The organism is Gulosibacter sp., assembly GCF_052090685.1.
In the GTDB taxonomy this organism is placed as follows: Bacteria; Actinomycetota; Actinomycetes; order Actinomycetales; family Microbacteriaceae; genus Gulosibacter.
This window is the reverse complement of the sequence record NZ_JBQDBE010000008.1, coordinates 46,845-71,560: the sequence shown is the minus strand read 5'-3', so window position 1 is coordinate 71,560 and position 24,716 is coordinate 46,845. Positions and strand designations below refer to the sequence as shown.

Below are 24,716 nucleotides of genomic sequence, written 5' to 3'. Positions count from 1 at the left end.
ACGGAGAAGGAACCAGCATGACTGAATCAATCGATCTGCCCGAGGGCGTCGTGACCGACAACACGGGACTCGCGGTACTCACGACACTCAAGAACTACGGCATCGACACGATCTTCGGGATTCCGGGGACGCACAATCTCGAGTTTTATCGACACCTCGAACCGCTCGGCATCCGCGCGGTGACGACCCGCCACGAACAGGGCGCCGGATATGGCGCTGACGGCTGGTCGCACCAGACTGGGAAGCCCGGCGTGGTCATTACGACTTCCGGCCCCGGACTCCTCAACGCATTGTCCTCGGCAGCGACCGCTTTTTGCGAGTCTCGGCCGATGATCGTCCTCGCTCCGGGCGTGCCGCTCGGCGCGGAGTTTGCCGACATCGGTGCGCTGCACGAAACCAAGGACACCGTCGGTGCCGCCGCCGCGGTCGTCGAGTGGGCACGACGTGTATCGACCGCCGAGGAAGCCGTGCAAGCAGTGCACGACGCATTCGAATTGTTCGCGACGGGGCGTCCCCGCCCGGTCTATATCGAAGTGCCGCTCGATGTGCTCGAGGGCGCGGCCGACGTTGCTGACACTGCATTCGCCGCCCGCGAACTGCCCGCCCCCGCACGCGCCGAGAGCGCGGCGATTCAGGATGCGGCGAAGCAGCTCGCGGACGCCAAGTCACCCGTGATTCTGGCCGGCGGCGGTTCGATTCCAGCGGGCGATGGCCTTCGGGAACTTGCCGAACTGCTCGATGCGCCCGTGATTACAACGATGAACGGCAAGGGGGCGATTCCCGAATCGCATCCGCTCGCGCTCGGCTCGGCACTGCGCTTCAAAGCGGCCCACGAGGTGGTCAACGACGCTGATGTCGTCCTCGCGATCGGCAGCAAAATTGCCGAAGTCGAAATGTGGTGGGGGCAGCTCGAACCACGCGGCACGCTCATTCGTGTCGACCTACTCGAGAGCCAGATCGACAAGAACCTGACCGCGGATCTCGGGGTCGTGGGCTCCTCAGCCACCGTGGTGCCCGATCTCGTCAACGTTCTCAAGGACGCAGAATTCAGCAACCGCGCGCAGATCGGTGCGGAACGAGTGCGCAGCGCCCTCGCCGCGTTTGAACGCGAGGGCACCGAGTTCGCACCTGACCTCACCGCGGTCGCGAAGGCTGTGGCGGCAGGTGTTCCAGAAGACGTCATCATCTCTGGGGACTCCTCACAGATCTGCTATTTCGGGACCTCGACGAACATCCCGGTCGAGTCAGCGAAGTCATTCCTCTATATGGCGACCTACGCGACACTCGGCTACGGCTTGCCCGCCGCGATCGGGGCGAAGATTGCGAGCCCCGATCGACCAGTGGTGTCGGTGCTCGGTGACGGTGCGCTGATGTTCTCGGTGCAGGAGTTCGCGACCGCTGTCGAACAGGGTGTTGACATCGTGGTTGTCGTGGTTGACAACGGCGGCTACGCCGAAATCGAGCAAAATGAAGCCGACCGCGGCATCCCGCCGGTTGGCGTCCGCCTCACCCAGCCTGACTGGCCCGCACTCACGACGGCCTTTGGTGGCACGGGGCGCGCACTCGAGCGCCCCGAAGACCTCCCGTCGCTCGTCCAACAGGCGATCAGCGAAGGCGGCGTGCAGCTCATCCACGTTCCGCTGTCACTCTTCCAGAACTAACCGCCACACACGAGACCGCGAAGGGAGCACCTGCACATGTCAATGACCGACGCCGCGAAAGCAACCGCCAAGGCGTGGATCGACGCGCACGAGCGTGAATTATCGGAGTGGCACGAGCACATCTGGGATCTCGCCGAGCCCGCGTGGCGCGAGTACGAATCTTGCCGCTGGTATGTCGAGCTGCTTCGCGAGTACGGGTTCACCGTTGAGGAAGGCTCGGCAGGGATGCCCACCGCCTTCGCGGCACAGTGGATCAACGGCCCGGCACTCGGCGAAGACGGCGCCGGCCCGGTGGTCGCAAGCTACGCGGAATACGACGCCGTCCCCGGAAACTCCCAAGCCGCGACCACATCCGAAACCCCGCGCGAGGGGCTCACGAGTCACGCGCCGGGACATACCGATCCACACTCCGCGCTCGGCATTGCAACCCTCGCGGGGCTCCTCGCAACCCAGCATGCAATGCGTGAGCACAGCATCCCCGGAACCCTGAAGTACACCGGCGAGCCCGCCGAGAAAATGCACGGGTCCAAGGTCGTGCACGGGCTGCGGGGCTACTACGACGACATCGATGCGATGGTGAGCTTCCACCCCTTCTATATGCTGCCGCTGTGCAACACCGCGCGCTGGGATACCCAGTGCGGCGCCTATTACTCGAAGGTGTACACCTTCGTGTGCGATGAGCCCGAGACCTGGCAGACGAGCAATAACCCGAACTCGCCGATTCCGGCCTCGCACTCGGCCGCGCGCGCACCGGGCGCGAACGTGGCGCTGATGCAGATGTACACCGCGTCGCGTGTGATGCAGGATGCGATGCTTCCGAGCTTTGGCGGTTGGAGCCTGTCGGATGCGATTCTCGCGTCGGGGCAGGCAACGGCCGACAACCTGCCCGCTCGCGTCGCGCAGATTCAATACTCGTGGCGCACCCCGGATATTGAGATGGCGGAGCACGTGCTCAAGGTGCTCGACCGCAACGCCGAGCACGCCGCCGCCGTGTCGCACTGCCGGCTCGAAGTGACCTGGGTTGCGCGCTCGCGGCCGGGACTCACCAACCACGTGCTCGCGCAGACGCTCTACGACAACCTCGAAGTAATTGGCGCGCCGCAGTATGGTGCCGTGGCGATCGAAGCCGCTCAGCGCATCCAACGCGAGCTCGGCATCGAACCGATGCCGAAGCCGTATCTCGACGAGTGCGAATCGCTGATCACCCCGCAGGATGCTGAGGTCGCCTTGCGCGAGCACCTCGCGCCGTGGCAACGGAACTGGACGAGCGATGACTACGTGGAAATGACGCACTATGCGCCGACCGTTCGCTTCTACATTTCTCGTCCGGCGCTCAAGCCGGCCCCCGATCGCGGGGCGTATCCGGCCTGGGTCATGAATGCGCTCGGCGGTATTCCCGCGGCGATCGACCCGACGATCGAGGTTGCGGGAAAGACCGTCGCGACCACATTCGTCGACCTGTTGACCAAGCCCGAGGTGCTTGCCGAAGCACAGCGCGAATTCGCCGAACGTAAGCAAGAGTTTGGCGTTGAACCGCTCTTGCCCGCCGATTTCGAGCCGCCCGTGGACTTGGCGTGGCCCGAATACGTCACCAACCCGAATCGAGCCGAACAGCGGCAGTGGCTGCCGTGACTTGAATTGCCCGATCTGGCCGCGCATCCGCCTCGAGGTCACCTGACCAGAAGGCACCCGACCAGACATCGCATCCGAAGCGGCCGCACCAGACGCCGCATCCGCATCCGACCCGCACCCGAATGAGAAAGACGAAAAATTATGCGTGAAGAATACGTAGAGTACGAAACCGGCAACGTTGGCCCCGCCGACGCGAGCAAGGCGCCCCGATACGCGGGCCTCGCGACCTTCGCTCGGCTCCCGCAGCAGGAACAGGTCGGCCGCGCCGATATCGCGGTGATCGGCGCCCCATTCGACTCGGGCGTGAGCTACCGTCCCGGCACGCGCTTCGGGCCAGCACACATTCGGCAGTCCTCGCGGCTCCTTCGTCCCTATAATCCCGCCGCCGATGTGTCGCCCTTTGCCGAAGCGCAGGTCGTGGACGCGGGCGACATCTCGATCAACCCCTTCGACATCTCCGACGCCGTGAAGAACGTTGAGGATGCGGCGGATGAGCTCCGTAAGGACGGCACCCGACTCGTGATGATCGGTGGCGACCACACCGTCGCGCTGCCGAACCTGCGGAGCCTCGCGAAGGATCACGGCGAGATCACCGTGATCCACTTCGACGCGCACCTCGACACGTGGGACACCTACTTCGATGCCCCGATCACGCACGGCACACCGTTCCGCCGCGCGTCGGAGGAAGGCCTTATCAATAAGGAGCACAGCCTCCACGTCGGTATTCGCGGACCGCTGTACGACCGCAGCGACCTGCGCGACGATGAGCGCCTCGGCTTTGCGATCATCTCGACCGTGGAGATTGAGAACGAGGGTGTGGAGCGCGCGATCGAGCGGATGCTGCAGCGCGTTGGCGACGGGCCGATCTACCTGTCGATCGACATCGACGTGCTCGACCCCGCGCACGCGCCCGGAACGGGTACCCCAGAGGCTGGCGGCATGACGAGCCGCGAACTGCTGCGGATGATTCGCGCACTGTCGACGAAGAACCTCGTCGGCGCCGAGGTTGTTGAGGTCTCGCCCGCGTACGACCATGCCGAGATTACCGGAATTGCCGCCGCACACGTGGCCTATGAGTGCATTTCGGCGATGGCGATTGGGCTGCGGGACAAGTAAGGGACCGAAGCTCAGCACCGCTGACTCGACAGGAGCGCAGATGACAGAACAGCAACAGCCGCTCGTGCTCTTCGCCGAGTACACCGACCTCGACCCGGAGCCCGCGCGTGCGCTGCTCGGTGAGGTCGGCATCCGTACTGACTTGATGCGCTTCGACGCTGGCGGGCAGGTCGTCGCTGAGCAGCGCAATGCGGTCGGCATCATCGCCGGCTACTCGACGATCGACGCAGGCTTGATCGCGCAATTCCCGGAGCTGGGGATCATCGCGGCCTCGAGTAATGGCACGAACATGATCGACGTGGATGCGGCGGTCTCGCGAGGTGTGTGGGTCACCAATGTCGCTCACGCCGCAACTGAAGAAGTGGCCGTGCATACTCTCGCGATGGCCCTCTCGCTTGTGCGCGAGCTGCCGCAAATGGCCCGGACCACCGCATCCGGCGGGTGGACCGATGACCTGCCGGTGACGCCGCGTCGGGTGAGTTCCCTTACGCTCGGCATCGTCGGCTACGGCAAGATCGGCGCGCTGGTCGCTCGCTACGCGCGGCCAATGTTTGGTCGCGTGATCGCGTACGACCCGTTCAGATCGGAGGCGGACGAAAACGCTGAGCTGGTGAGCCTGGATGAGGTGCTCGAGACTGCGGACGTTGTTTCGCTGCACATGCCGCTGACTCCGGACACGGAAGGCATGATCGGTGCGGCGGAGATCGCTCGGATGCGTGACGGTGCGATCCTACTGAACGTGTCTCGCGGTGAGCTTGTGGATGCGGCCGCCTGTTTTGCGGCACTGGAGACCGGCAAACTCGCGGGCGTCGGACTCGATGTGCTGGATGGCGAACCGCCCGCGGTCGATGATCCCTTCCGTACGCATCCTCGAGCAGTCGTGACCCCGCACGCCGCTTTCCTCTCGGATGAAGCGCTGCGTAGCTACGAAATCGACCCAGTCAGCTATATCGCGGACTGGTATCGAGACGGCGCGCCAAGCGCGGGCGTGGTGGGTGCCCCGCAGGGCTGACGATCTACGTTCATGTCGTAGAAACCAATCCACAAGGTCGTTATGCATGCCACTCCGCAGCTCCCGGCAAATTTCCGATGGAAGTCGCTTGCTTGCAGTTGAGTGACAGTCAGGGTCGGCGGTAGCCTGTAGGAGAACAGCGTGGACAAGATCCCTCGTTAATAGCCGAAGACCCCGCCTCGCGCGGGGTCTTCGTTCCTCGAACGACGTCAGCGCAGAGAGTAGTCGCCATTGGCGAACTCGTTAGGGCCTGCACTCGGATTGATTCCTCACACCCTTGCGGGAACCTGTCTTGGGGTGTTGTGAGGGCCTTAACTCCAATAGGTCGGACGCGTGAATGTTCTACCCCCGGCGTTAAAAGATGCGGGTAGTTGCATACGCATTCGGTCCCGGCCTAAATGGATGGAACTCGGCATCAATGTCTTTAGTTCTGTCGAGTAGCGCTTGGGAGGGAACGCAGCAAAGACGAATAGCGACGACGCGAGTTTCTGTGCGGCACGAACCGCAGGGGCGAGGTCGCTATCGGCCGAAACAACCACCGCTGTGTCCATGTTGTGCAATGCAGCATCCGTCAGGAGGGACACTGCAATATTGACGTCCGTTTCCTTTTCCTCGTAATGAGTGTAGGTATGCCCACACTTGCGGCACACCATGGGCTTACTCTGATATCGCCCCATCTGAACGTCAATGAGGTTTGAGTATTTGCGTTCGAGTGCATCGATGTAATGCGACTGACGGCTTTGAGCTTGGGCATCGTTCAGGACGGGAGCGGTGAAGTACCTCACCTGTACTAGCTGTTGCTTAGGGCGAAACGACTTTGCCATTTGAACTAGGTCAAGCCAAAGCGTTGACCGTCCGAATTTCTCGCGCATGCCATGATAGAGATTGAAGCCGTCGACGTAGACGATCATGCGGTCTTGCGGTGGCTTCGGGACTGGTTGCATCAATTTCCTTAGCGAACTTGACGGGTGCCGATTGTCGAGTGATAGCATCTTATCTGTACCCCGCCCGGTTGCCCATCACAACCGTGGCTCGACGGCTCCCGCAAGGGGGCCGTCATTGTTTTCCAAGCACCACCCGCGGTTAAGTGCCAGAGTCTTCGTTCATTCAAGGACAAATTGCTGTGCATCGCGATCACTCGCAGCAGAGCCAGAGCGTGCCCACCTATCCTTGCGCTGATCGCAACCGCGCGTTGGCACTGAGGAGAACGAATCATGACCGTGAACCCACCGATCCCAACTGGAACGCTGGTCTCAACCGATTCCGGCCATAATCTGGTCATCGACCGAGTTCTCTCACTGTCTCGTGAAAAGGCATGGTCGCGTGTCACGGTCTCGGAACATACCGCGCAGTGGATCGGAAAGTGGGAAGGCAATGGTGCCGTCGGCGAGACCATCCGGCTGCAACTCGGGTTCGAGGAGACCGCGCCGTGGTCCGAGGTCAAGATCACCGAGTGCGAGGCACCCACGCGAATTCGCGTCGTAACTCAGGACGACTTCGGAGCATGGGATCTTTCGATCGAGCTTCGTGATGCGGGGGAGCGCACCGAATTGCAATTTGTAATGCACAACGTCGATCCGGCCCAAGTGGGGAACATCGGCCCGGGCTGGGAGTACTATCTCGACCAACTCGAGGCATCGATTGCGGATGCGCCGCTCCCCAATTTCGACGACTACTTCCCGAGCCAGCGCGGGTTCTACGAGGCACAGGCGCGCTGACCCAATTCCGTCGGCACGATTGACCTGGAGCAATAAGGGTTTGTAGCGTATGGCGGTCAGATCGCAAGCATCCGGTCTGCAGCTTCGCGGGCGAAAATGTGACTTCCTCTTCCCAAAGTAAGGAATGTCAATGGCACGCACATACAACGTCACAGGTTCGGGTTCGGGCATCGGTCTGAAGACCGCGGAAATTCTTCGTGAGCGGGGCAATACGGTGGTCGGTGTCGACCTGAAGAATGCCGAGGTTGAGGGTGATCTCGGCACGCCAGAAGGTCGACAAGCTGCCGCGAAAGCAGCCCTTGAGGCCGCAGGCAACCGAGTCGACGCGGTAGTCGCTTCCGCTGGAATCTCGCATCCAATTCCCGCCACGGCCTCGGTGAACTTCTTCGGGATGACGGAGTTCCTCGAAGCGATCCGCCCGGTGCTTGCACAGTCGGAGGCGCCTCGGGCAGCGATCGTGTCTTCGATGTCCTCTCTCCAACCGAATTCACCAGAGCTGACTTCGGCACTGCTGGAAAACGATGAACCAAAGGCACTCGAGATCGCGGCCCAGCTCGCCGAAGATCCGCGTCGCGGGAGCCAAATCTACGCATCCACAAAGCGCGCGATTTCGCGCTGGGTGCGCGCCCAATCGGTGACCGAGCAGTGGGCCGGCGCAGGCATCCCGCTGAATGCGGTCGGTCCCGGGATCGTGACGACGCCAATGACTGCCGACCTCCTTGCTGACGAACAGACGCGGAAGATGGTTGATGCGTCGGTGCCGATGCCTTTGAACTCGCATCAGCCGCCGGAATCCATTGCCCACCTACTGATCTGGCTGACGTCGGTTGAAAATACGCACTGTGCCGGGCAGACGATCTACAGTGACGGCGGCGCTGACGTTGTGCTGCGTGGTGAGGACGCCTGGAGCTGGGCTGATGAGCGCGTCGGGGAGTACTTCTCGAACCTCGGCTGAAAGTTTTCGACAGGACGGTAACTCACTTGGACATGTCCCGTGGACTTGGGCAGACGCACATGTCCGAGTGAGTGCGTCGACCCCGGGTCGTCGACGAAGAATGTCTAATGGGACCTTTCGATCGAGCTTCGTGACGCGGGGGAGCGCACCGAATTGCAATTCGTAATGCACAACGTCAATCCCGCGCAGGTCGGGAACATCGGCCCCGGATGGGAGTACTACCTCGACTAACTCGAGGCATAAATCGTCGATGCGACGCTTCCCTATTTCGATGACTACTTCCCGAGCCAGCGCGAGTACTACCAGGCGCAGGCGCGCTGAACAGTGAATTCTTCACGAGCGTCCGGGTGCTCGTTCCAATCAAGGGTCACTTGTGACGCTGAGCGAGCATTGCACGCCCCATTGCAAGGGTTTCTTTGCCGCTGACAGGCTTTACTGCTCCGCTCGTGAGCTCTTCAAGTCGTTGCTCGATGACTTCTGCCCAAGCGGCGTCAATCTCAGCCTGTTCATCCTCATCGACATGCTGGAGCGCGAGCGCGGCGATCTCGCGCTCGTCGGAATCTAACGACTTGCCTGCCTCTATGTAGTCCGGCAGATTTGGTTTCATGCGGCCAGTTTACAACTGGGAGCCGACATAAGCACGAGGGGAACCCTCATGGGCTTGGGTGCTCGCTCCAGTCTAGGGCCACTGCCGGCATTGAGTCGCGGCCAGCCTCGATCGTGATTGCCCGGATGAGTGCTCTGCTCATTGGCCAGCTCTCACGTCCCGGTCGGGTAACGGCATAGCTGCGCCGAGTCCCAGCGAGGCCATCGATATCGACGTAGCGAACGCCGGGAGCCCTGGTGATGTCTGACGGCACGAGTGCCGCACCGTAACCGAGCGCAATGAACTTGTTGAGCAGATGAAGACTGTCGATGTGGTGCGGTATGCGCGCTTGGACGCCCACTGTCGTCGTGATGTGATTGATGATCGCGTCATCATCGTGTGAACGTGAGTTACCAATCCACGACGTTAGTGGGTCGGCGATGATGTCGAGTCCCGACCGTTTCTCGTCGGCAGGAACGGCGAGCATCACGGGAATTTCGGCGTACGGATCGAGAAATGACTGATCCGGAACGAGACTGTAGTCGTAGACAATGCCGAGATCAATACTGTCTCGTGCCAGGCCTGCCTTCACCTCATCCGACTCTAGCTCTTCCAATTGGACCTCCAGCCCCGGATGGTCGTGTTGGAGTCGCATGGCCGCGCGCGCAACGTGAGAGACAAGAGCGGTCGCAAAGCCGCCGACCCGGAGTACGCCTTGCAATGAGCGTTCGGCATTGAGTTGGCCCCGGCCCGTTTCGAGTTCCCGCAGTATCTGTCGGGCATGGGGGAGGAACGCTTGCCCGGCGGGAGTGATGTGCAAACGTCGCCCAATCGGTTCCACGAGGGTCGCACCGAGGTCGTCTTGCAGCCGTGCGAGGTGCTGCGAGACGGCAGAAGTGCTGTAACCGGTGGCCTCAGACACTGCCCGGAGCGTGCCGAGCGATTCGAGATCGACAAAGACGCGCAGCCAACGGGTATCCATCGACTCAGGTTAGCAAGATCGTCCGCATTACCGGGATTGAGCATCCATTATTCCGCGCTAGACGCGGATGGTTGTGTTGTGGAGAAATAGGGAGGAGGAAACAACGAAAGGGCGTCATGAAATTCCGCAGCTCGACTGGCATTCCAGCATGGATACCGGCGGTGACCGCGATGCTGCTCATTCAGGTCTCCAATGCGCTGTCGGTGACGGTGATCGACGAAGTTGGCGCGGCCGGTACGGCGTGGCTGCGCATGCTGTTCGGCGGGGCGCTGCTGTTGCTGATAGTCAGGCCGCGTTTCAGCACAATTCGTCGTGCAGATGTGCCGTTGTTGTTGGTGCTCGGGCTCGCGACCGGTCTGATGTCGATATTCTTTCTTGCCGCGGTAGAGCGAATTCCATTGGGCACGGCAGTGGCGATTGAGTTCCTCGGTCCGCTCGCAGTTGCCGCGTTTACCGGTCGGGGACGAAGCAAGCTGGTGTGGCCGATCGTCGCGTTTATTGGTGTGGTGCTGCTCACCGAGCCCTGGCAAGGCCGTATCGACTTCCTTGGTGTGGTGTTCGCGCTGCTCGCGGCCGTGTGCTGGGGGCTGTATAACGTGTACACGCAACGGGTGGGCGACCGCTTCACCGGCATCAGCGCACTCGCGCTCACAATCCCGATTGCCATGCTCTTCACTGCACCGGCGGGACTGCCCCAAGTTATTCAGGGCAATGCCGCAATTTGGGTGCTTGCACTCGCTGCGGGGATTGCGTTGCTCTCACCGGTGGTGTCCTTCGCTCTCGAAATGATTGCACTGCGACGGATGACGCATACCGCGTTCGGAACATTGCTCGCAATCGAGCCGGCATTCGCTGCTCTCGCTGGTCTGCTGTTGTTGAGCCAGGCGCCATCCGCGATGCAATTGATGGGGCTCACGCTGGTCGTATTCGCTGGTGCTGCGGCGCAACGAGGTGGCACACGGCCACCTCCCGTGGAGAGCGCGGATTCTGTTCAACAACCGATTCACGAGCACGACCGAACCGAAAAGTAGCCACTGCGTAGGGGAGCGCTCCAGCATAAGCGGAGTCGGCCGTCGCGATCGGAATGCGATTCGGCGGGGCGACACTTCACAATTTGAGGCAAACTGAATGAATCAGCAAGTCAAGGAGCCCAATGTCGACTGTTCAGTTTGCCCAGACAAATACCGAGCACACCGACCTTGATCGGCTCCTGAACTCACTTCGCGGACTCGCCGACTCGAAACGGATGCAGGGAAACTACTTCGAGGAACTCGTTCGGCACTTCCTCCTGCAAGACGCGACCTGGGGCACCCAGCACGATGAAGTCTGGCTCTGGAAGGACTGGCCAGAGCGCACCGGTACCGACACGGGCATCGATCTCGTTGCACGCCGTAAGGACGGCGGCCTCACGGCAATCCAGTGCAAGTTTCTCGCGGAGACACGCAAAGTCCAGAAGAGCGACCTCGACTCCTTTCTCGAGGCGGTCGGCCGCGAACCCTTCACCGACGGCATCTGGATCGACACCACGGCGGTTGCTTGGTCGGGCAACGCCACGGAGGCACTGAAGAACCGCAATAAGAAGATCCGCACCGTCGGGCTCGACCAGCTGCGACACTCGAATATCGACTGGTCGACCTATGCCGTCGAAGACCCGCGAACCGCTCCGCGCACCTTCGACCGCAAGCAGCTGCGTCCGCACCAGTTCAAGGCCGTGCAGGCCACGATGGATGCGTTCAAAGACGAGTCGGTCACCCGCGGCAAGATGATCATGGCGTGCGGCACCGGCAAGACCTTCACCTCGCTCAAGCTCGCGGAGGCGGTCACGCGCGAGCACGGCCAGGGCTATTCCACGGTGCTGTTTCTCGTGCCCTCGCTCGCGCTGCTGCAGCAGACTCTCGAAGAGTGGACCCGCGAACATGATCCGGAAATCCCATTGACTGCCTTCGTCGTGGGTTCGGACGAAACCGTCGGCCGGCGCAAGACCGGCGACATCACGAGCGTCGCGATCGAGGAGCTCGCGGTGCCGGCAACCACCGATGGCGCGGCCCTCGCGAGAGCGTATGACAATCTCGCCGACAACATCGAAGGAATGGTCGTCGTCTTCTCAACCTACCAGTCATTGCAGGCGGTGCACGAGGCGCAAGCGACGAGCCTCCCGCCTTTCGATCTCGTGCTTTGTGACGAGGCGCACCGCACCACAGGCGTCACGCTGTCCGACGAGGATGAGTCGACCTTCGTGCGCATCCACGACGCCGACTACATCGAAGCCGAGCGCCGTGTGTATATGACCGCAACCCCGCGCATCTACAACGACAACGTGAAGAACACCGCGAAAGAGAAGGAAGCGGTGCTCGTCTCGATGGACGACGAGGATGTGTACGGCAAGGTTCTCTACCGGCTTTCCTTTGGCGAGGCGGTGGAACAGAACCTGCTCACCGACTACAAGGTGCTCGTCTTGGGTGTCGCCGAGGATCAGATTGCGGATTCCTTCCAGACCCAATTGGCCGATGCGACCTACGAGCTGCCGCTCACCGATGTCACGAAGCTGGTCGGATGCTGGAACGGGCTCGCGAAGCGCCAGTCGGGTGAGTTCGCCGACGGTTTTGGTGCCGATCTCAACCCGATGCGTCGAGCTGTGGCCTTCCTTAAAGACATCAAGACTTCGAAGCGCACCGCGAGCGATTTCCCGGCGCTCGTCGACGACCACCTCTCGGACCTCACGAATGACGACCCCACCGATGACCTCGCAGTGCAGGCGCGGCACGTGGATGGCACGATGCGCTCGGTCGAACGCCAAGAAGCGCTCGACTGGCTGAAAGAGGATCTCGAGCTGGATCAGTTCGGCCGGCCCGTCACCAAGATTCTCACGAACGCGCGCTGCCTCAGCGAGGGCGTTGACGTCCCGACGCTCGACGCGGTGCTCTTCCTCAATCCTCGCAAGTCGCAGGTGGATGTGGTGCAGGCGGTCGGGCGCGTGATGCGGCGTTCCGAGGGCAAGCAGTTCGGCTACATCATCCTGCCGATTGCGATCCCGACGGGTGTTTCGGCAGAGGATGCGCTCAATGAGAACGAGCGCTACAAGGTGGTCTGGCAGGTCCTGCAGGCCCTTCGCGCGCACGATGAGCGGTTGGATGCGCAGATCAACCAGATGAGTATCTCCGGCACTCCGCCCGAGACGGTCGTGGTCGGCACCGTTGATCTCACGCGGAAGACACAGGATGCGGATGCCGACTCGATCGGCGACGCCGCGGTCGAAGCGGATGACCTGCTCGTTCCGCAGACGCCGAAACGGGATGGCATTCGCGCACTTCCCGGCATGGATTTCGATAGCGCGTGGAAGGATGCGGTCTACGCCAAGCTCGTGAAGAACGTCGGCGACCGGATGTACTGGGACGACTGGGCCCGGGACATTGACGAGATCGCGGGCCGGTTCATCCGGTTGATTTCGGCGCACCTGAGTGCACCGGGTGCCGACCGGCGCGCGTTCGAGCGCTTCGTGTCGGCGCTGAAAAAGACGGTGAATCCGGAGGTCAGTGAGAGCGAAGCGATCGAAATGCTCGCGCAGCATATGATCACGCGGCCCATCTTCGACGCGATGTTCCCCGAGCACGAGTTTTCGGCGGAGAATCCAGTCTCCACGGCACTCGGCAAGGTCATCGCGAAGTTCAGCGAGAACGCGGCCTTCGAGAAGGAGCGTGAGCCACTCGAGGGGGTTCTACGCGAAGGTGACAGACCGGATTCGCGGCCTGAACGATGTCACCTCGAAGCAGCAGATGCTCGTGACGCTCTACGACCGCTTCTTCTCGCAAGCCTTCCCGCAGCTGCGCGACAAGATGGGGATCGTGTTCACGCCCATCGAGGTCGTCGATTACATCGTGCGCTCGGCGGATGTGCTGGCGCAGAATGCGTTCGGAAAGTCGCTTTCGGATGAGGGCGTGCAGATTCTCGACCCGTTCGTGGGGACCGGAACATTCATGACGCGGTTGCTGCAGACCGGCGTGATCAAACCGGAAGACCTGCCGCGGAAGTACCGCCACGAGCTGTTCGCGAATGAGATAGTGCTGCTGAGCTACTACATCTCAGCGGTCAACATCGAGGCGGTCTACCGAGAGGTGTGCGCCGAGCAGGGGATTGCACCCGAGGATTCGAGCTTCCCCGGAATCTCGCTGGTGGACACCTTCGCGATGTACAGCCGCGAGAATCGCCTGGCGGGGGATGTGTTCCCATCGAATACCAAGCGGATCGAGCAGCAGCGCGACTCGGAGATCAGCGTCATCGTGATGAATCCGCCGTATTCGGTGGGGCAAACAAGCGCGAATGACAATAACCAGAATGAGTCGTATCCCGATGTTGACGACCGTATTCGGAATAGTTATGCGCTTCGCTCGACTGCGCAGAATAAGAACGGTCTGTACGACTCGTACTATCGTGCGCTGCGATGGGCAACAGACCGAATCAACGGCCGCGGGATTATTGCGTTTGTGTCGAATAGCGGCTTTATCGACGGTAATACTGCGGATGGCGTGCGGCTCATTTGGCAGCGGGAGTTCGACGAGATATTCGTGTTGAACCTCCGCGGGAACGCGCGCACTCAGGGTGAGTCTCGCCGTAAGGAGGCGGGCAACGTGTTCGGCGAAGGCAGTCGCACCGGTGTATCGATCACCTTCCTCGTGAAGACCACCGACGGCACCGAACCCGCACAGATTCACTACTGCGATATCGGCGACTACCTGACCCGCGAAGAGAAACTGGATCGCCTGGCACAAGACGCAAGCGTCTCGGGCACCGAATTCACGATGATTACCCCGAACCAGCAGGGCGACTGGATCAACCAGCGCGACGAGCGATTCACCACTTACCAGCCGATTGGGGGGTCTGCAGGTAACTCTGCAGCCGGTGTCTTTCGCATCTATTCACGCGGTCTGGCAACTTCTCGTGATGCATGGTGCTACAGCTTCTCGCGGCAAGCGGTTCAGAACAACATGAGTCGCATGGTCGACAACTACAATCAGTTCGTTGGCGGTAGTGTGACGCTCGATTCGCCCACGCAGATCAACTGGAATCGTGGTCTACGCAGTGACGCGAAACGCGGGCGTAAACACGAGTTCAAGGCGGAATCTATTCGTCGTTCGATATATCGCCCATTCTGTAGCCAATGGGCGTACTTCGATCGTCCGCTAAACGATATGATCTATCAGTTGCCGCGCCTTTGGCCGACGGGCGGGCACGAGAACCTGGCGATCTACCAGGTTGGCGCCGGTTCCGCGGTTCGATTCAGTGCATTCATGACCCCCCTCTTGCCCGACTTGCATGTCACCGGTGCCGGGAGCGGTGGGCAGGTATTCGCCCGCTACACCTGGGAACCCATCGAATCCTCCGACGGAGGTTTCAACTTTGACGCGATTGACGCATCCGGCGAAGACATCGTCGTCGACGGCTATCGCCGACTCGACAACATAACCGACGAGACGTTGTCGCTTTATCGTGCGGCCTATTCATCCGAGTCCGGCGGCGCGGAACTCAGCAAGGACGACATCTTCTACTACGTCTACGCGCTGCTTCACCACACCGAATATCGCGAGCGATACGAAGCCGACCTCAAGAAGCTACTGCCGCACATCCCTCGCTGCCGAGGCTTCTTCGACTACGTTCGCATCGGTCGCGATCTCGCCGAGCTACACGTGAACTACGAGCAGGTCCCAGCCTGGGCCGGGCTCGAATACAGCTACAAGGTGGACACCGATCGCGATCCGTTCGAGCTGTACCGCATCGGGGCGAAGAAGATGTCGTGGACGCAGCGGGCGAAGCGCACTGGGCTGAAGTACAACGACAGCCTGACGATCACGAATATCCCGGCCGAGGCGGACGAATACAAGATCGGCGGTCGGAGCCCGCTCGAGTGGATTGTCGACCGGTACTACGTGAAGACAGACAAAGCTTCGGGCATCGTCAACGACCCGAACGATTGGTTGCGGGAACACGACAACCCCCGATACGTGGTCGATCTGATCGGCTCGCTCGTCACTGTCTCGATGGAAACGCAGCGACTGGTTCGCGAATTACCAGCATTTGACGTGATTGATGCGACCGTCAATGTGTCCGAACCGAGCCGAGACGGCGAATAACGAGAGCATTCGGCGTGAACCAGATTGCACTGCCAATCATCGCCACTGTCGTTGGCTCAGCATATGGTTTGTCTTGTTGTCGGTTTTGCTTTCTCGGCACAGCCAACTTATAAAGAACGATTCTAAATATTGGAGGCTGCGGTGTCGTTCGCGGTATTGGATCTTGAGACGACGGGGTTCTCACCGTCCCGTGGTGACCGAATCGTCGAAGTCGGCGTTGTGTTGCTCGACGATCAGGGCGGCGTTGAGCAGGAATGGACGACGCTCGTTAACCCGCAGCGCGATATCGGTGCGACGCACGTGCACGGGATTCGCGCGCGGGATGTCGTTGATGCACCAGTGTTTGGCGATATCGCTCCCGACCTCGTCGAACTGCTTGCCGGACGGACACTCGTCGCGCACAACCAAGCTTTTGACGTGCGCTTCCTTCGTGCAGAGTTCGAGCCTCACGGCCACGCGATGGCTGATGACTACGCCGCGTTGTGCACCATGGTGTGGTCGCGCCGTACGTTCGGTGCGACCAAGCTTGTCGACGTGTGTGCTGCACTCGGGATTGACCTCATCGATGCCCACTCTGCCCTCGGTGACGCGAAGGCGACTTCGCAAGTGCTGACGAGACTGCTCGGCACAGCGAACGGTGATCGAGATTGGCAGCAAGACGTAGCACGCGGAGTCTTCCCTTCGGTACGAGTAACGGCCCATCCGACTGCAGCACTGTCCGCGCGCGTAGCCGATCCGAACGCTGCCGTATCGTCCCAAGACCAGCCGCTCTGGCAGCGAGTCACCGTGCCGCTACCCACTGACGACCTCGGGGCGAGCGTCTATCTCGAACTGCTCACGGATGTGCTCGACGACGGGCTCATCTCTTCCGGCGAGCATTCGCAGCTGGCCTCCCTCGCGGAAGTTGCGCGCCTCGACGACGGACGGCTTCCAAAACTTCACCGGACCTACCTCGACGCGGTCGCCGCGGAAGCGGTCGCAGATGGCACCGTCACGGATGACGAGCAGAACCAACTCGCGCAGATCAGCACGATCCTCGACCTGACGCTACCCGATCTCGGGTCAATGCTCACTGCCGTATCCTCGCGGTCGCGCGCTCAACTCGTTGGGCGTCCCGAGCATCCTGACGAGCGCATCGCGAGTACCGGCGCCAACTTCCAGCTCACGCCCGGATGCCGCGTTGTCTTCACCGGTGCGATGTCAATACCCCGCGAAGAATGGGCGCAGCACCTGGTTGAGGCGGGGCTCACGACTGGGGCCGTGACGAAAAAGACCGCCGTCCTTGTGGCTGAAGACCCAGCCACGCAGTCGGGTAAGGCGCGAAACGCAGCGAAGTACGGCATCCCGGTCGTGACCGAAGCGGAGTTCGCGCCCGTATTTGACGCGTACGTCGCGAACAGTCGTGCCTGACCACGTTGCAAAGGCCGCGAATCCGCCACGAACGAACACTGGCGGCCTAACGTCGCTCGGTCCACTTTCCACCACTAGGCTGACGTGATTCGTTTATCGGTCTAGGAGGGCCAATGTCTGTTCCGCTTTCGATTCTCGATCTTGCGACCATCGCTCGCGATCGCCCGATTGCCGAGGCACTCGAGGGCACGGTGACACTCGCGCAGAAGGCGGAGGAGTACGGCTATTCGCGGGTCTGGTACGCGGAACACCACAACATGTCGACGATCGCGTCATCGGCCACCTCGGTGCTGATCGCCCACGTCGCCGCGCACACCAAGAGCATCCGACTCGGCGCCGGCGGAGTCATGCTGCCGAACCACTCGCCGCTCACGATCGCCGAACAGTTCGGCACCCTCGAGACCCTGCATCCAGGCCGCATCGACCTCGGTCTCGGCCGCGCGCCCGGCACCGACCAGAACACACTTCGTGCCCTGCGACGCACCCCGAATTCGGCCGAGAATTTCCCGCAAGACGTCGTCGAGCTGCAGGCATACCTGCGCGGCGAATCGAGCATTCCCGGCGTCAACGCCTACCCGGGCAAGGGCACGAACGTCCCGCTCTACATCCTCGGCTCGTCACTGTTTGGCGCGTCCCTCGCGGCGGCGCTCGGCCTGCCGTATGCCTTCGCATCGCACTTCTCACCGGCGCAACTGCATCAGGCGATTGCGCTGTACCGGGACGAGTTCCGGCCATCCGAGCAACTCGAAAAGCCCCACGTGATAGCCGGGTACAACGTGATTGCTGCCGATAACCAGGCTGACGCCGACCAACAGCAGCGCGAAGTGATGCGCAGCCGCGTCGCGCTCCTCGTTCGCCCTGGGATCGAACTCAGCGACGAGCAGGCGGATGCGGTGCTCGCGTCGCCACAAGCGGGTCACCTTCGCGAGATGATGGCCTACAGCGCGGTCGGCACGCCGGATGTTGTGCGCGAGAAAGTTCGCGAGTTCGTCGACGGCACCGGCGCAGACGAGCTCATCATCGCCCACCAAAGCCCCAACATCGAGCCGCGCGTACGGTCGGCGGAGCTACTGGCGGAGTTATTCCTCGCATAGGACCTAAGCCCCCAAAGTCGCGTTGAAAGTCGAGATTTTCGTTATACATTAATTGAGTGGATGACGGCGAGACGATCAACGGAAAACCAGTAACTGAAGAGCAGATCGCTGCATGGGTTGCTGAAGCTGAGGCGGGCTACGATGTCGAAGCTCTAAAGAAGCGAGTCCGCGGACGTCCCGGGCGAGGTTCGGAACCTTCTCAAGTGGTTGCGCTCCGACTCACAGTCGACGAAATAGCCATTCTCGATGAACATGCTCGACTTGCAAATAAATCGCGTTCCGAGGTCATTCGCGAAGCGCTGTGCTTCTGAGTAACGCTACTGGGCAAGAGAATCGGATTGGTCACCAAACCTCCACCGGCGACCGATCCAAAAAATTAATGATCGTTCACGGGAATACCCACGCGCGTTAAGCCATTGAATATGCATGGATCACGATCCGTGTTGGTCCATTCCATCCCCAGAAGGAGAACTGCATTGACCACCATCGGTTACATCGTCGGGAGCATCTCGAGCACATCCATCAACCGCCAGCTCGTTGAAGCAATGACGAAACTTGCGCCCGAGGGCGTCGAGTTCAAAGAAATCTCGATCAAAGAGCTGCCGTTCTTCTCGCTCGACCTCGAAGGTGACTTCCCCCAGGTTGCCAAGGACTTCAAGCAGCAGATCGTGGACGTCGACGGCGTGCTCATCGCGACTCCCGAGTACAGCCGTTCGATTCCCGGCGTACTGAAGAACGCGTTCGACTGGTCCACTCGTCCCTACGGCGACATGTCCTTCAACGGCAAGCCAGTCGCGATCATCGGTGGTTCGGGCGGTCCGATCTCGACTGCCGCAGCGCAGCAGCACCTGCGCGCCATCATGGGGCACTTCAACGCGATCGTCATGGGCCAGCCCGAGGGCATGATCCAGGTCACGCCAGGCCTCATCGAAAACGGCGAAATCACCAACGAGGGCACTCGCGAGTTCCTCACCATGTACGTCAACGCATTCGTCGACCTGATCCAGCGCGTGCAGAAGGCTAACGCGTAACGCGAAGCGACTGGCCTGCATGAGAGGTCAACACGGCTGAGGCCGGTGGTCCAAACGGGTCACCGGCCTCTTCTGATGTACCAATCAGAGAGTCGCCAAGTACCCAATCGTGAAACTCCGGCAACAGCACATCGCAACAGCGATCAACCAGTCAAAGCAGTAACATTGAAAGTTAACCGCGAGAGGATGCAAATCATGGGCGAGTTCAATCTTGAGGCGCGCTGGCCTGAGCTGTTTGAACATCTGGAAGAGACAAAACGGACGGCCGTTCTCAACTCCCTTGCGTCCGCCTGGCATGAAGGATGGGTGCCGAACCGCGAAGATGTCGAGAATTTGACCGATTTCGCGCGAGGCGCCATCGACGAGGAGGAGTACGACCGGCGAGTGGCCGGTGCCTCAGAACGATCGCGCGTTTTCAACATTGCGAGCTGATGGTCGAGGAATTCAATTCCTGGGACTCTTATCTCTGGGAGCCTGGTGGCGCTGTTCTTCGCAACCTGTACGGGGAGCGCGACGGGGCTGCTTTGGCTCGAAGGGAATACGCAGAGGTGGCGAAGCAGCAGTTCAAGGTTGAGTCTGGTGTAACGAATGTGCTGCGTACGTACGATATCCGGCACTTGCAGGCAATTCATCGAGAGCTGTTCAAAAACATCTTCGAATGGGCGGGAGAGTTTCGCACGGTGCCGATTTTCAAGCCTCCGCTAGAATTTGCCGAGCCCGCCGACATCGGCAAGTACTTGGCGGACGCAGAGCGAATCGTGAGAGACACTCCGTGGGAGACGCTCAATCGTCACGAGTTTGCGGCCGCCGCGGCGACTGTCTTTGCCTACGTAAACCATGCACATCCGTTCCGCGAGGGGAACGGTCGAGCGAGCAAGCTGTTCATGCAGCATGTTTCAGAGCTCAGCGCTTTTCGGCTTGAGTACAAGCCCGAATTGTCCGGCGTCTCCCAAGAGTTGTGGGATCAGGCGAGCGCCATGTCGAGGCCTGACCTCGGGAGCTACAAACCTGTCCCTGACAGCCTCGTGCCGGTATTCGAGCGGCTGGCAGTAGCGCGTGAGCGCACTGGGCTGTGGTAAGCAGTCCCGCCATGACCCCAGCCGCCTCGCCGTGAAAAATTTGGAGCATAGTGGCTCTCAGGGAGCGGATGTCCGGCCGAAGTGAACTATTTGCTCCAATATATTCGGCGCGCAATTGGCGGGTGACCAGAACTGGTCACCCGCCAACCGAATCCAAAGACCTACTCTGAAACCGGCAGTAGATGCTGCTCGAAGTACGCCGCGATCTCCGCATGCGCATCCAACGGGAAGATTCCCGAGACATACATGTCGGGGCGCACCACGACGACGGCACCCTCGCGGCTGATCTCGCGCTCGGCGAAGATGTCGCGGCCGTGACCTGCCGAGAAAATCTGGTTCTGGTCGACGAGCCCGAACGGTACCTTGACCGGCTTGAATGCCGCGGGCACATCGTGCGGTTCAACCTCGGTGTAGTCCTGCTGGTAGATCACCTTGGTGTCAAAGGTCGCATCCTCATCACCATCAGCCGGCGTGTACTTCACCCGCGGGGAATCCGCGCTCGTCGCCCACCAGTTCGCGAACTCCGCAGTCTGCGTACCCTCGTGCGCGGGGCCGGCCGCATCCGCGAATACGTACACGCGCCATCGACCGTCGGCCTCGTGCAGGTGACCGAGGTGGCGCCAGCGGTTGTCGGAACGGCGAATCACTTCGGCCGACTTGAAGCGCTTGCCGATCGGGTAGCCGGCGGCGAGGCTCTGGTGCTCGAGGCCAGTGGTGATCATTGACTCGGTGTATTCGGTCATGAATCCGGCCGGGAATTCAAACGTTGAGACGTAGTAGCGCTGCAGCTCTTCGGGGTCTTCCCACTCGTCGGCAGGCTTGGCCATGAGCGAGGACCATTCCTTATCGAAGTCGATGAGGTTTTTCGCGACCACGCGGCGCTCTTCCGAATAGGTCGAAAGCAGGGATGCGGGGGAGCGGCCCTCGAGGACTGCGGCGAGCTTCCAGCCGAGGTTGAAACCATCCTGGATCGACACGTTCATGCCCTGACCGGCCTTTGCCGAGTGGGTGTGGCAGGCATCGCCCATGATGAAGGCGTGCGGGGTGTGCTCTCCGCGCTCGTCGTCTTCGAGGTCGTCGAAGCCGTCGGTGACGCGGTGCGCCACTTCGTAGACCGAGTGCCAGGCGACCTCGCGAACGTCGATCGAATAGGGGGCGATGATGGTGTTCACTGTGGCGATCATCGACTCGACCGGCGTCGATCGGATGGCACCCGCATCCCCTTCTTCGAGGTCGCCGAGGTCCACATACATGCGCACGAGGTAGCCGCCCTCGCGAGGGATGAGCAGAATCTGGCCGTGATCGTGCGACTGAATTGCGCACTTGAGGTAGTAGTCGGGGAAGTCGGTGTTCGCCATAATGTCGAGCACGCCCCACGCGTGCATCGAGGCGTCGCCGTGCAGTTTGTGGCCGAGGGACTTGCGAACGCGGCTGCGCGCACCGTCGCCACCGACGAGATATTTCGCGCGCACGGTGCGCTCCTCGCCGGTGCGTTCGCCTGCGGTGTAACGGATGCGTGCCTCGACCGGGTATTCCGCCTCACGGTCGATGGTCATATCGACGAACTCGACCCCGTAGTCGGGCGTGATGCGTCCCGGAGCGCGGACGGCTTCGCGCAGGAAGTAGTCGAGCACGCGTGCCTGGTTCACATAGATGTGCGGGAACTCGCTGATGCCGGTTGCGTCGTCGGGGGCGCGGGAGGCGCGGACAATCTTGGAGGGGTTCTCGGGGTCCGGCTTCCAGAACGCCATCTCGACGTTGCGGTATGACTCGTCAATGATCTCGTTCGCAAAGCCGAAGGCCTGGAAGGTTTCGACCGAGCGGGCCTGGATGCCGTCGGCCTGGCCCACTTCGAGGCGACCGTCGCGCTGTTCAATCGCACGGACATTGAGGTTTGGGAACTTCGCGAGTTGCGCGGATACGGCGACTGCGGCTGGCCCGGTGCCGACGATCAGCACGTCCATCTCGTCGGGGATCTCGTCGGCTCGGTCGACGCCGTAGCCCGCAGCGGGCTGGATGCGGGGATCGCCGGAGACGTATCCGCGGTGGTGGATCTGCATGTCAATGACTCCTCAAGACTTCACGTATCTACATCGTTGTATCTATAGTTGAAACAGCGTTGTAACTATAGATACAATCGTATCGGGGCAGCGAAGACGCTGCAAGGTGTTCGTGCGAACCGAAGGTGGAAATGTTGACGAACTCGGCAATACGGCCCGTTGAGGGTGGCTCGCAAACCCTCGCGCGCGGACTCAGTGCCCTTACTCTGATCGGTGAAGGTGAGACCCCGCTCAGTGTGGCTGCGCTCGCGGCCGAGCTGGGCATCCACCGCTCGATGGCGTACCGCCTCGTACGCACCCTGGAGGACTACGGCTTCGTCGAGCGGCTCCCGTCTGGAGAACTCGAACTTGGCGCGCGGCTTGTGGCGCTTGCCCGCAGCGTCGCGCCAAGCCTGCAGCGTGCGGCCGGGCCGGAGCTTGCATCCATCGCGGACGAGCTCGACATGACTTCCTTCCTCGTCGTATTTGACGGAGAAGCCGCGGTCACCTTGAGTAGCGCCGAGCCGCGCCATGCCGACACCACTGTTGCGCAGCGTCCGGGCAGCCGTCATGCCATTGACAAAGGTGCGCCGGGGCTTGTGATCCGCTCGCAATTGCATCCGGATGAATTCCCGCCGCAGCGTTTCGAACGCAGCCATGATGAGGTGATTCTCGGGATTTCATCGATCGCCGTGCCAGTAACCCTGCCGGAAGGTCGACCGGCTTCGATCGCCGTGCTCTACCCGCCGCGACCGCTAGACCAAGAGCGAGTCGTTGATGTGCTCGAAGCAGCCGCCCGAAAAATCAGCGCCGCAATGCGATGACCCGCGATAAACTTGGCCGATCTCTCGCAGTACTTTTGTGACCGCTGCTGGCCTCCGAAATCACACTGCGCAACCGGAAGGGAACTCGGGCAAATGGGTTCAATGACCAGAACCATGTTCAAATCCAAGATTCACCGTGCAACCGTGACGCAAGCCAACTTGCACTACGTCGGGTCCGTCACCGTCGACCTGGACTTGCTCGACGCCGCAGACATTCTTCCCGGTGAGCTGGTGTCAATTGTGGACGTCACGAACGGCGCTCGCCTGGAGACCTATACGATCGCGGGCGAGCGCGGCTCCGGCGTGCTCGGCATCAATGGCGCGGCGGCGCACCTCATCGATATCGGCGACACCGTGATTCTCATCACGTACGCGCAGATGGATGACGCGACGGCGCGCTCCTTCACCCCGACAGTCGTGCATGTCGATGCCGACAACACAATCATCCAGCTCGGTGCGGACCCGGCCGAGGCCGTGGCGCCCGGCGTTGAGCGGCCGCCGTTTGCGGTTGGGGTGTAGCGCCGCATTCAGCCGAAGTCAGTCGCTCGTTTAGTGGCGTGCGCCTGCCGCAACGGCCTGCTGCGTCGCTTGCAGCCGGGCGAGGTCGATCCGGTCACTCGTGACGTCGGCCTTCCAATAATTAATCGTCTGCGCTCGTTCCGTCGGCAGGCGAAGGACTGTCCGGCAGTGTTGATCAAGAGCCCGCATGTCCTTGCATTCGCCGGCAGCCCACACGCTCGTGTGAAGCGGCACGTGTCGCGAGCGGAACGCCGAATACAGCGGCATCGGCGTATTCGGGTCGACGGTATGGATGCGTAGACCAGCCTCGATGGCATCGGCGGCGTCAGACTGAAACAGCTCTACCTCCGCTGTCGATGCCGCAATAAATACCGTGGTCTCCGTATCGAATGGCATTCGACGGATGACGCTCAGCGCCGAGGGCAGCGCAGCGGCATCAGCAAGCAGGATGCGCGGGCTCCCCGGGTGGGGGAGGCGGTGAGGCCGTGGGCCAAGCGCACGGACGGTATTGCCCGGTGCCACGGATGCAAGCCACTGCATGGTGGGAGAGGGCTCGGGGTGGCGCACAAAATCGATCGTGAGCATCCGTGAATCGAGATCGATATCCCTCACCGTGTAGACCCGCGATGCCGACGCGGCACCGGTTGGCTGCCCCGGCATCGCGGCAGATTGGGCGGGGAACTCAAGATGCAGTGTGGTGTTGGGGAGGCTCCAGGCGTCGAGTGGATCGGTGCCCGAGACTTGGGCGGTGACGCGCACGAGTGACTCGGTCAGCGGCGATACTGACTTGATTTCGAGATGGCGTTCCTCGAGATCGCGCTGATGGTCTGGATGGTTGAGGAGCGCAATGAGTCGACGGATAGCGGTCGGTGTCAGACCGAGGTCGTCGTGCATATGGAACTCCCAGAAAACATGATGCTAAAGGTAAGGCTA

At 61.3% G+C, this 24,716-nt stretch carries 22 protein-coding genes; 17 read left to right on the top strand and 5 right to left on the bottom strand.

Features of this window, described 5'->3' with window-relative positions; translation table 11 throughout:
* Positions 1-17 precede the first annotated feature (17 nt).
* The 4 genes from ACTHXA_RS06935 (at position 18) to ACTHXA_RS06920 (ending at position 5,421) form a co-directional block, all read left to right on the top strand.
* The gene (locus ACTHXA_RS06935; RefSeq protein ID WP_441670730.1) at positions 18-1,661 is read left to right on the top strand and encodes a thiamine pyrophosphate-binding protein; all 1,644 of its coding nucleotides are present in this window, start codon (positions 18-20) and stop codon (positions 1,659-1,661) included.
* Positions 1,662-1,697: 36 nt separating this feature from the next.
* Entirely contained in the window at positions 1,698-3,293 is a 1,596-nt protein-coding gene (locus ACTHXA_RS06930; RefSeq protein WP_441670728.1) for an amidohydrolase, read from the top strand.
* Positions 3,294-3,434: 141 nt separating this feature from the next.
* On the top strand, positions 3,435-4,409 hold the full coding sequence (gene speB / locus ACTHXA_RS06925) for an agmatinase (protein ID WP_441670726.1): 975 nt from the start codon (positions 3,435-3,437) through the stop codon (positions 4,407-4,409).
* 40 nt (positions 4,410-4,449) lie between these two features.
* Entirely contained in the window at positions 4,450-5,421 is a 972-nt protein-coding gene (locus ACTHXA_RS06920) for a C-terminal binding protein (protein WP_441670724.1), read from the top strand.
* Between the two features lie 311 nt (positions 5,422-5,732).
* Here ACTHXA_RS06920 and ACTHXA_RS06915 read toward each other — a convergent pair whose 3' ends face one another.
* Positions 5,733-6,365 carry an NYN domain-containing protein gene (locus ACTHXA_RS06915; RefSeq protein ID WP_441670722.1) on the bottom strand — a complete coding sequence of 211 codons (633 nt, stop codon included), beginning with the start codon at positions 6,363-6,365 and terminating at the stop codon, positions 5,733-5,735.
* A gap of 270 nt (positions 6,366-6,635) precedes the next feature.
* Between ACTHXA_RS06915 and ACTHXA_RS06910 the strand changes: the two genes are divergently transcribed.
* Entirely contained in the window at positions 6,636-7,139 is a 504-nt protein-coding gene (locus ACTHXA_RS06910; RefSeq protein WP_441670720.1) for an SRPBCC domain-containing protein, read from the top strand.
* Positions 7,140-7,269: 130 nt separating this feature from the next.
* Positions 7,270-8,094, top strand: coding sequence for an SDR family oxidoreductase (locus tag ACTHXA_RS06905; RefSeq protein ID WP_441670718.1), 825 nt, complete (start codon positions 7,270-7,272; stop codon positions 8,092-8,094).
* A 367-nt stretch (positions 8,095-8,461) separates the two neighbouring features.
* Here the strand turns inward: ACTHXA_RS06905 and ACTHXA_RS06900 are convergent, their stop codons facing one another.
* The gene (locus ACTHXA_RS06900; protein ID WP_441670716.1) at positions 8,462-8,701 is read right to left on the bottom strand and encodes an addiction module protein; all 240 of its coding nucleotides are present in this window, start codon (positions 8,699-8,701) and stop codon (positions 8,462-8,464) included.
* 46 nt (positions 8,702-8,747) lie between these two features.
* Positions 8,748-9,662 (bottom strand): LysR family transcriptional regulator, encoded by a 915-nt coding sequence (locus ACTHXA_RS06895; protein ID WP_441670714.1) that lies wholly within the window; start codon positions 9,660-9,662, stop codon positions 8,748-8,750.
* Between the two features lie 116 nt (positions 9,663-9,778).
* Here ACTHXA_RS06895 and ACTHXA_RS06890 point away from each other — a divergent pair, with 116 nt between their 5' ends.
* From ACTHXA_RS06890 to ACTHXA_RS06850, 9 genes are all read left to right on the top strand, one after another.
* Positions 9,779-10,693, top strand: a complete 915-nt coding sequence (locus tag ACTHXA_RS06890) for an EamA family transporter (RefSeq protein ID WP_441670712.1) — start codon at positions 9,779-9,781, stop codon at positions 10,691-10,693.
* A 122-nt stretch (positions 10,694-10,815) separates the two neighbouring features.
* Positions 10,816-13,593 (top strand): restriction endonuclease, encoded by a 2,778-nt coding sequence (locus ACTHXA_RS06885; protein ID WP_441670710.1) that lies wholly within the window; start codon positions 10,816-10,818, stop codon positions 13,591-13,593.
* Positions 13,496-15,787 (top strand): type ISP restriction/modification enzyme, encoded by a 2,292-nt coding sequence (locus tag ACTHXA_RS06880; RefSeq protein WP_441670893.1) that lies wholly within the window; start codon positions 13,496-13,498, stop codon positions 15,785-15,787. Before ACTHXA_RS06885 ends, ACTHXA_RS06880 begins: the two co-directional genes overlap by 98 nt.
* A gap of 141 nt (positions 15,788-15,928) precedes the next feature.
* Positions 15,929-17,197 (top strand): exonuclease domain-containing protein, encoded by a 1,269-nt coding sequence (locus tag ACTHXA_RS06875; protein WP_441670708.1) that lies wholly within the window; start codon positions 15,929-15,931, stop codon positions 17,195-17,197.
* Between the two features lie 113 nt (positions 17,198-17,310).
* Complete coding sequence (locus ACTHXA_RS06870) at positions 17,311-18,291, top strand: LLM class flavin-dependent oxidoreductase (protein WP_441670706.1); 981 nt, start codon at positions 17,311-17,313, stop codon at positions 18,289-18,291.
* Between the two features lie 56 nt (positions 18,292-18,347).
* Positions 18,348-18,602: a ribbon-helix-helix protein, CopG family gene (locus tag ACTHXA_RS06865; protein WP_441670704.1), complete on the top strand. Its 255-nt coding sequence runs from the start codon at positions 18,348-18,350 to the stop codon at positions 18,600-18,602.
* Between the two features lie 165 nt (positions 18,603-18,767).
* Complete coding sequence (locus ACTHXA_RS06860) at positions 18,768-19,322, top strand: NADPH-dependent FMN reductase (protein WP_441670702.1); 555 nt, start codon at positions 18,768-18,770, stop codon at positions 19,320-19,322.
* A 195-nt stretch (positions 19,323-19,517) separates the two neighbouring features.
* The gene (locus tag ACTHXA_RS06855) at positions 19,518-19,754 is read left to right on the top strand and encodes a hypothetical protein (RefSeq protein ID WP_441670700.1); all 237 of its coding nucleotides are present in this window, start codon (positions 19,518-19,520) and stop codon (positions 19,752-19,754) included.
* Positions 19,754-20,401, top strand: coding sequence for a Fic/DOC family protein (locus ACTHXA_RS06850; RefSeq protein ID WP_441670698.1), 648 nt, complete (start codon positions 19,754-19,756; stop codon positions 20,399-20,401). Before ACTHXA_RS06855 ends, ACTHXA_RS06850 begins: the two co-directional genes overlap by 1 nt.
* Positions 20,402-20,562: 161 nt before the next feature.
* On the opposite strand, the gene ACTHXA_RS06845 is transcribed toward ACTHXA_RS06850, so the two are convergent.
* Positions 20,563-22,461, bottom strand: coding sequence for an FAD-dependent monooxygenase (locus tag ACTHXA_RS06845; protein WP_441670696.1), 1,899 nt, complete (start codon positions 22,459-22,461; stop codon positions 20,563-20,565).
* Positions 22,462-22,592: 131 nt separating this feature from the next.
* On the opposite strand from ACTHXA_RS06845, the gene ACTHXA_RS06840 reads away from it, so the two are divergent.
* Entirely contained in the window at positions 22,593-23,264 is a 672-nt protein-coding gene (locus tag ACTHXA_RS06840) for an IclR family transcriptional regulator (protein WP_441670694.1), read from the top strand.
* A 102-nt stretch (positions 23,265-23,366) separates the two neighbouring features.
* Positions 23,367-23,783, top strand: a complete 417-nt coding sequence (gene panD / locus ACTHXA_RS06835; protein WP_441670692.1) for an aspartate 1-decarboxylase — start codon at positions 23,367-23,369, stop codon at positions 23,781-23,783.
* A gap of 30 nt (positions 23,784-23,813) precedes the next feature.
* Here panD and ACTHXA_RS06830 read toward each other — a convergent pair whose 3' ends face one another.
* A complete protein-coding gene (locus ACTHXA_RS06830) occupies positions 23,814-24,677 on the bottom strand; it encodes a siderophore-interacting protein (protein ID WP_441670690.1) in 864 nt (287 codons plus the stop codon).
* Positions 24,678-24,716: the final 39 nt, after the last annotated feature.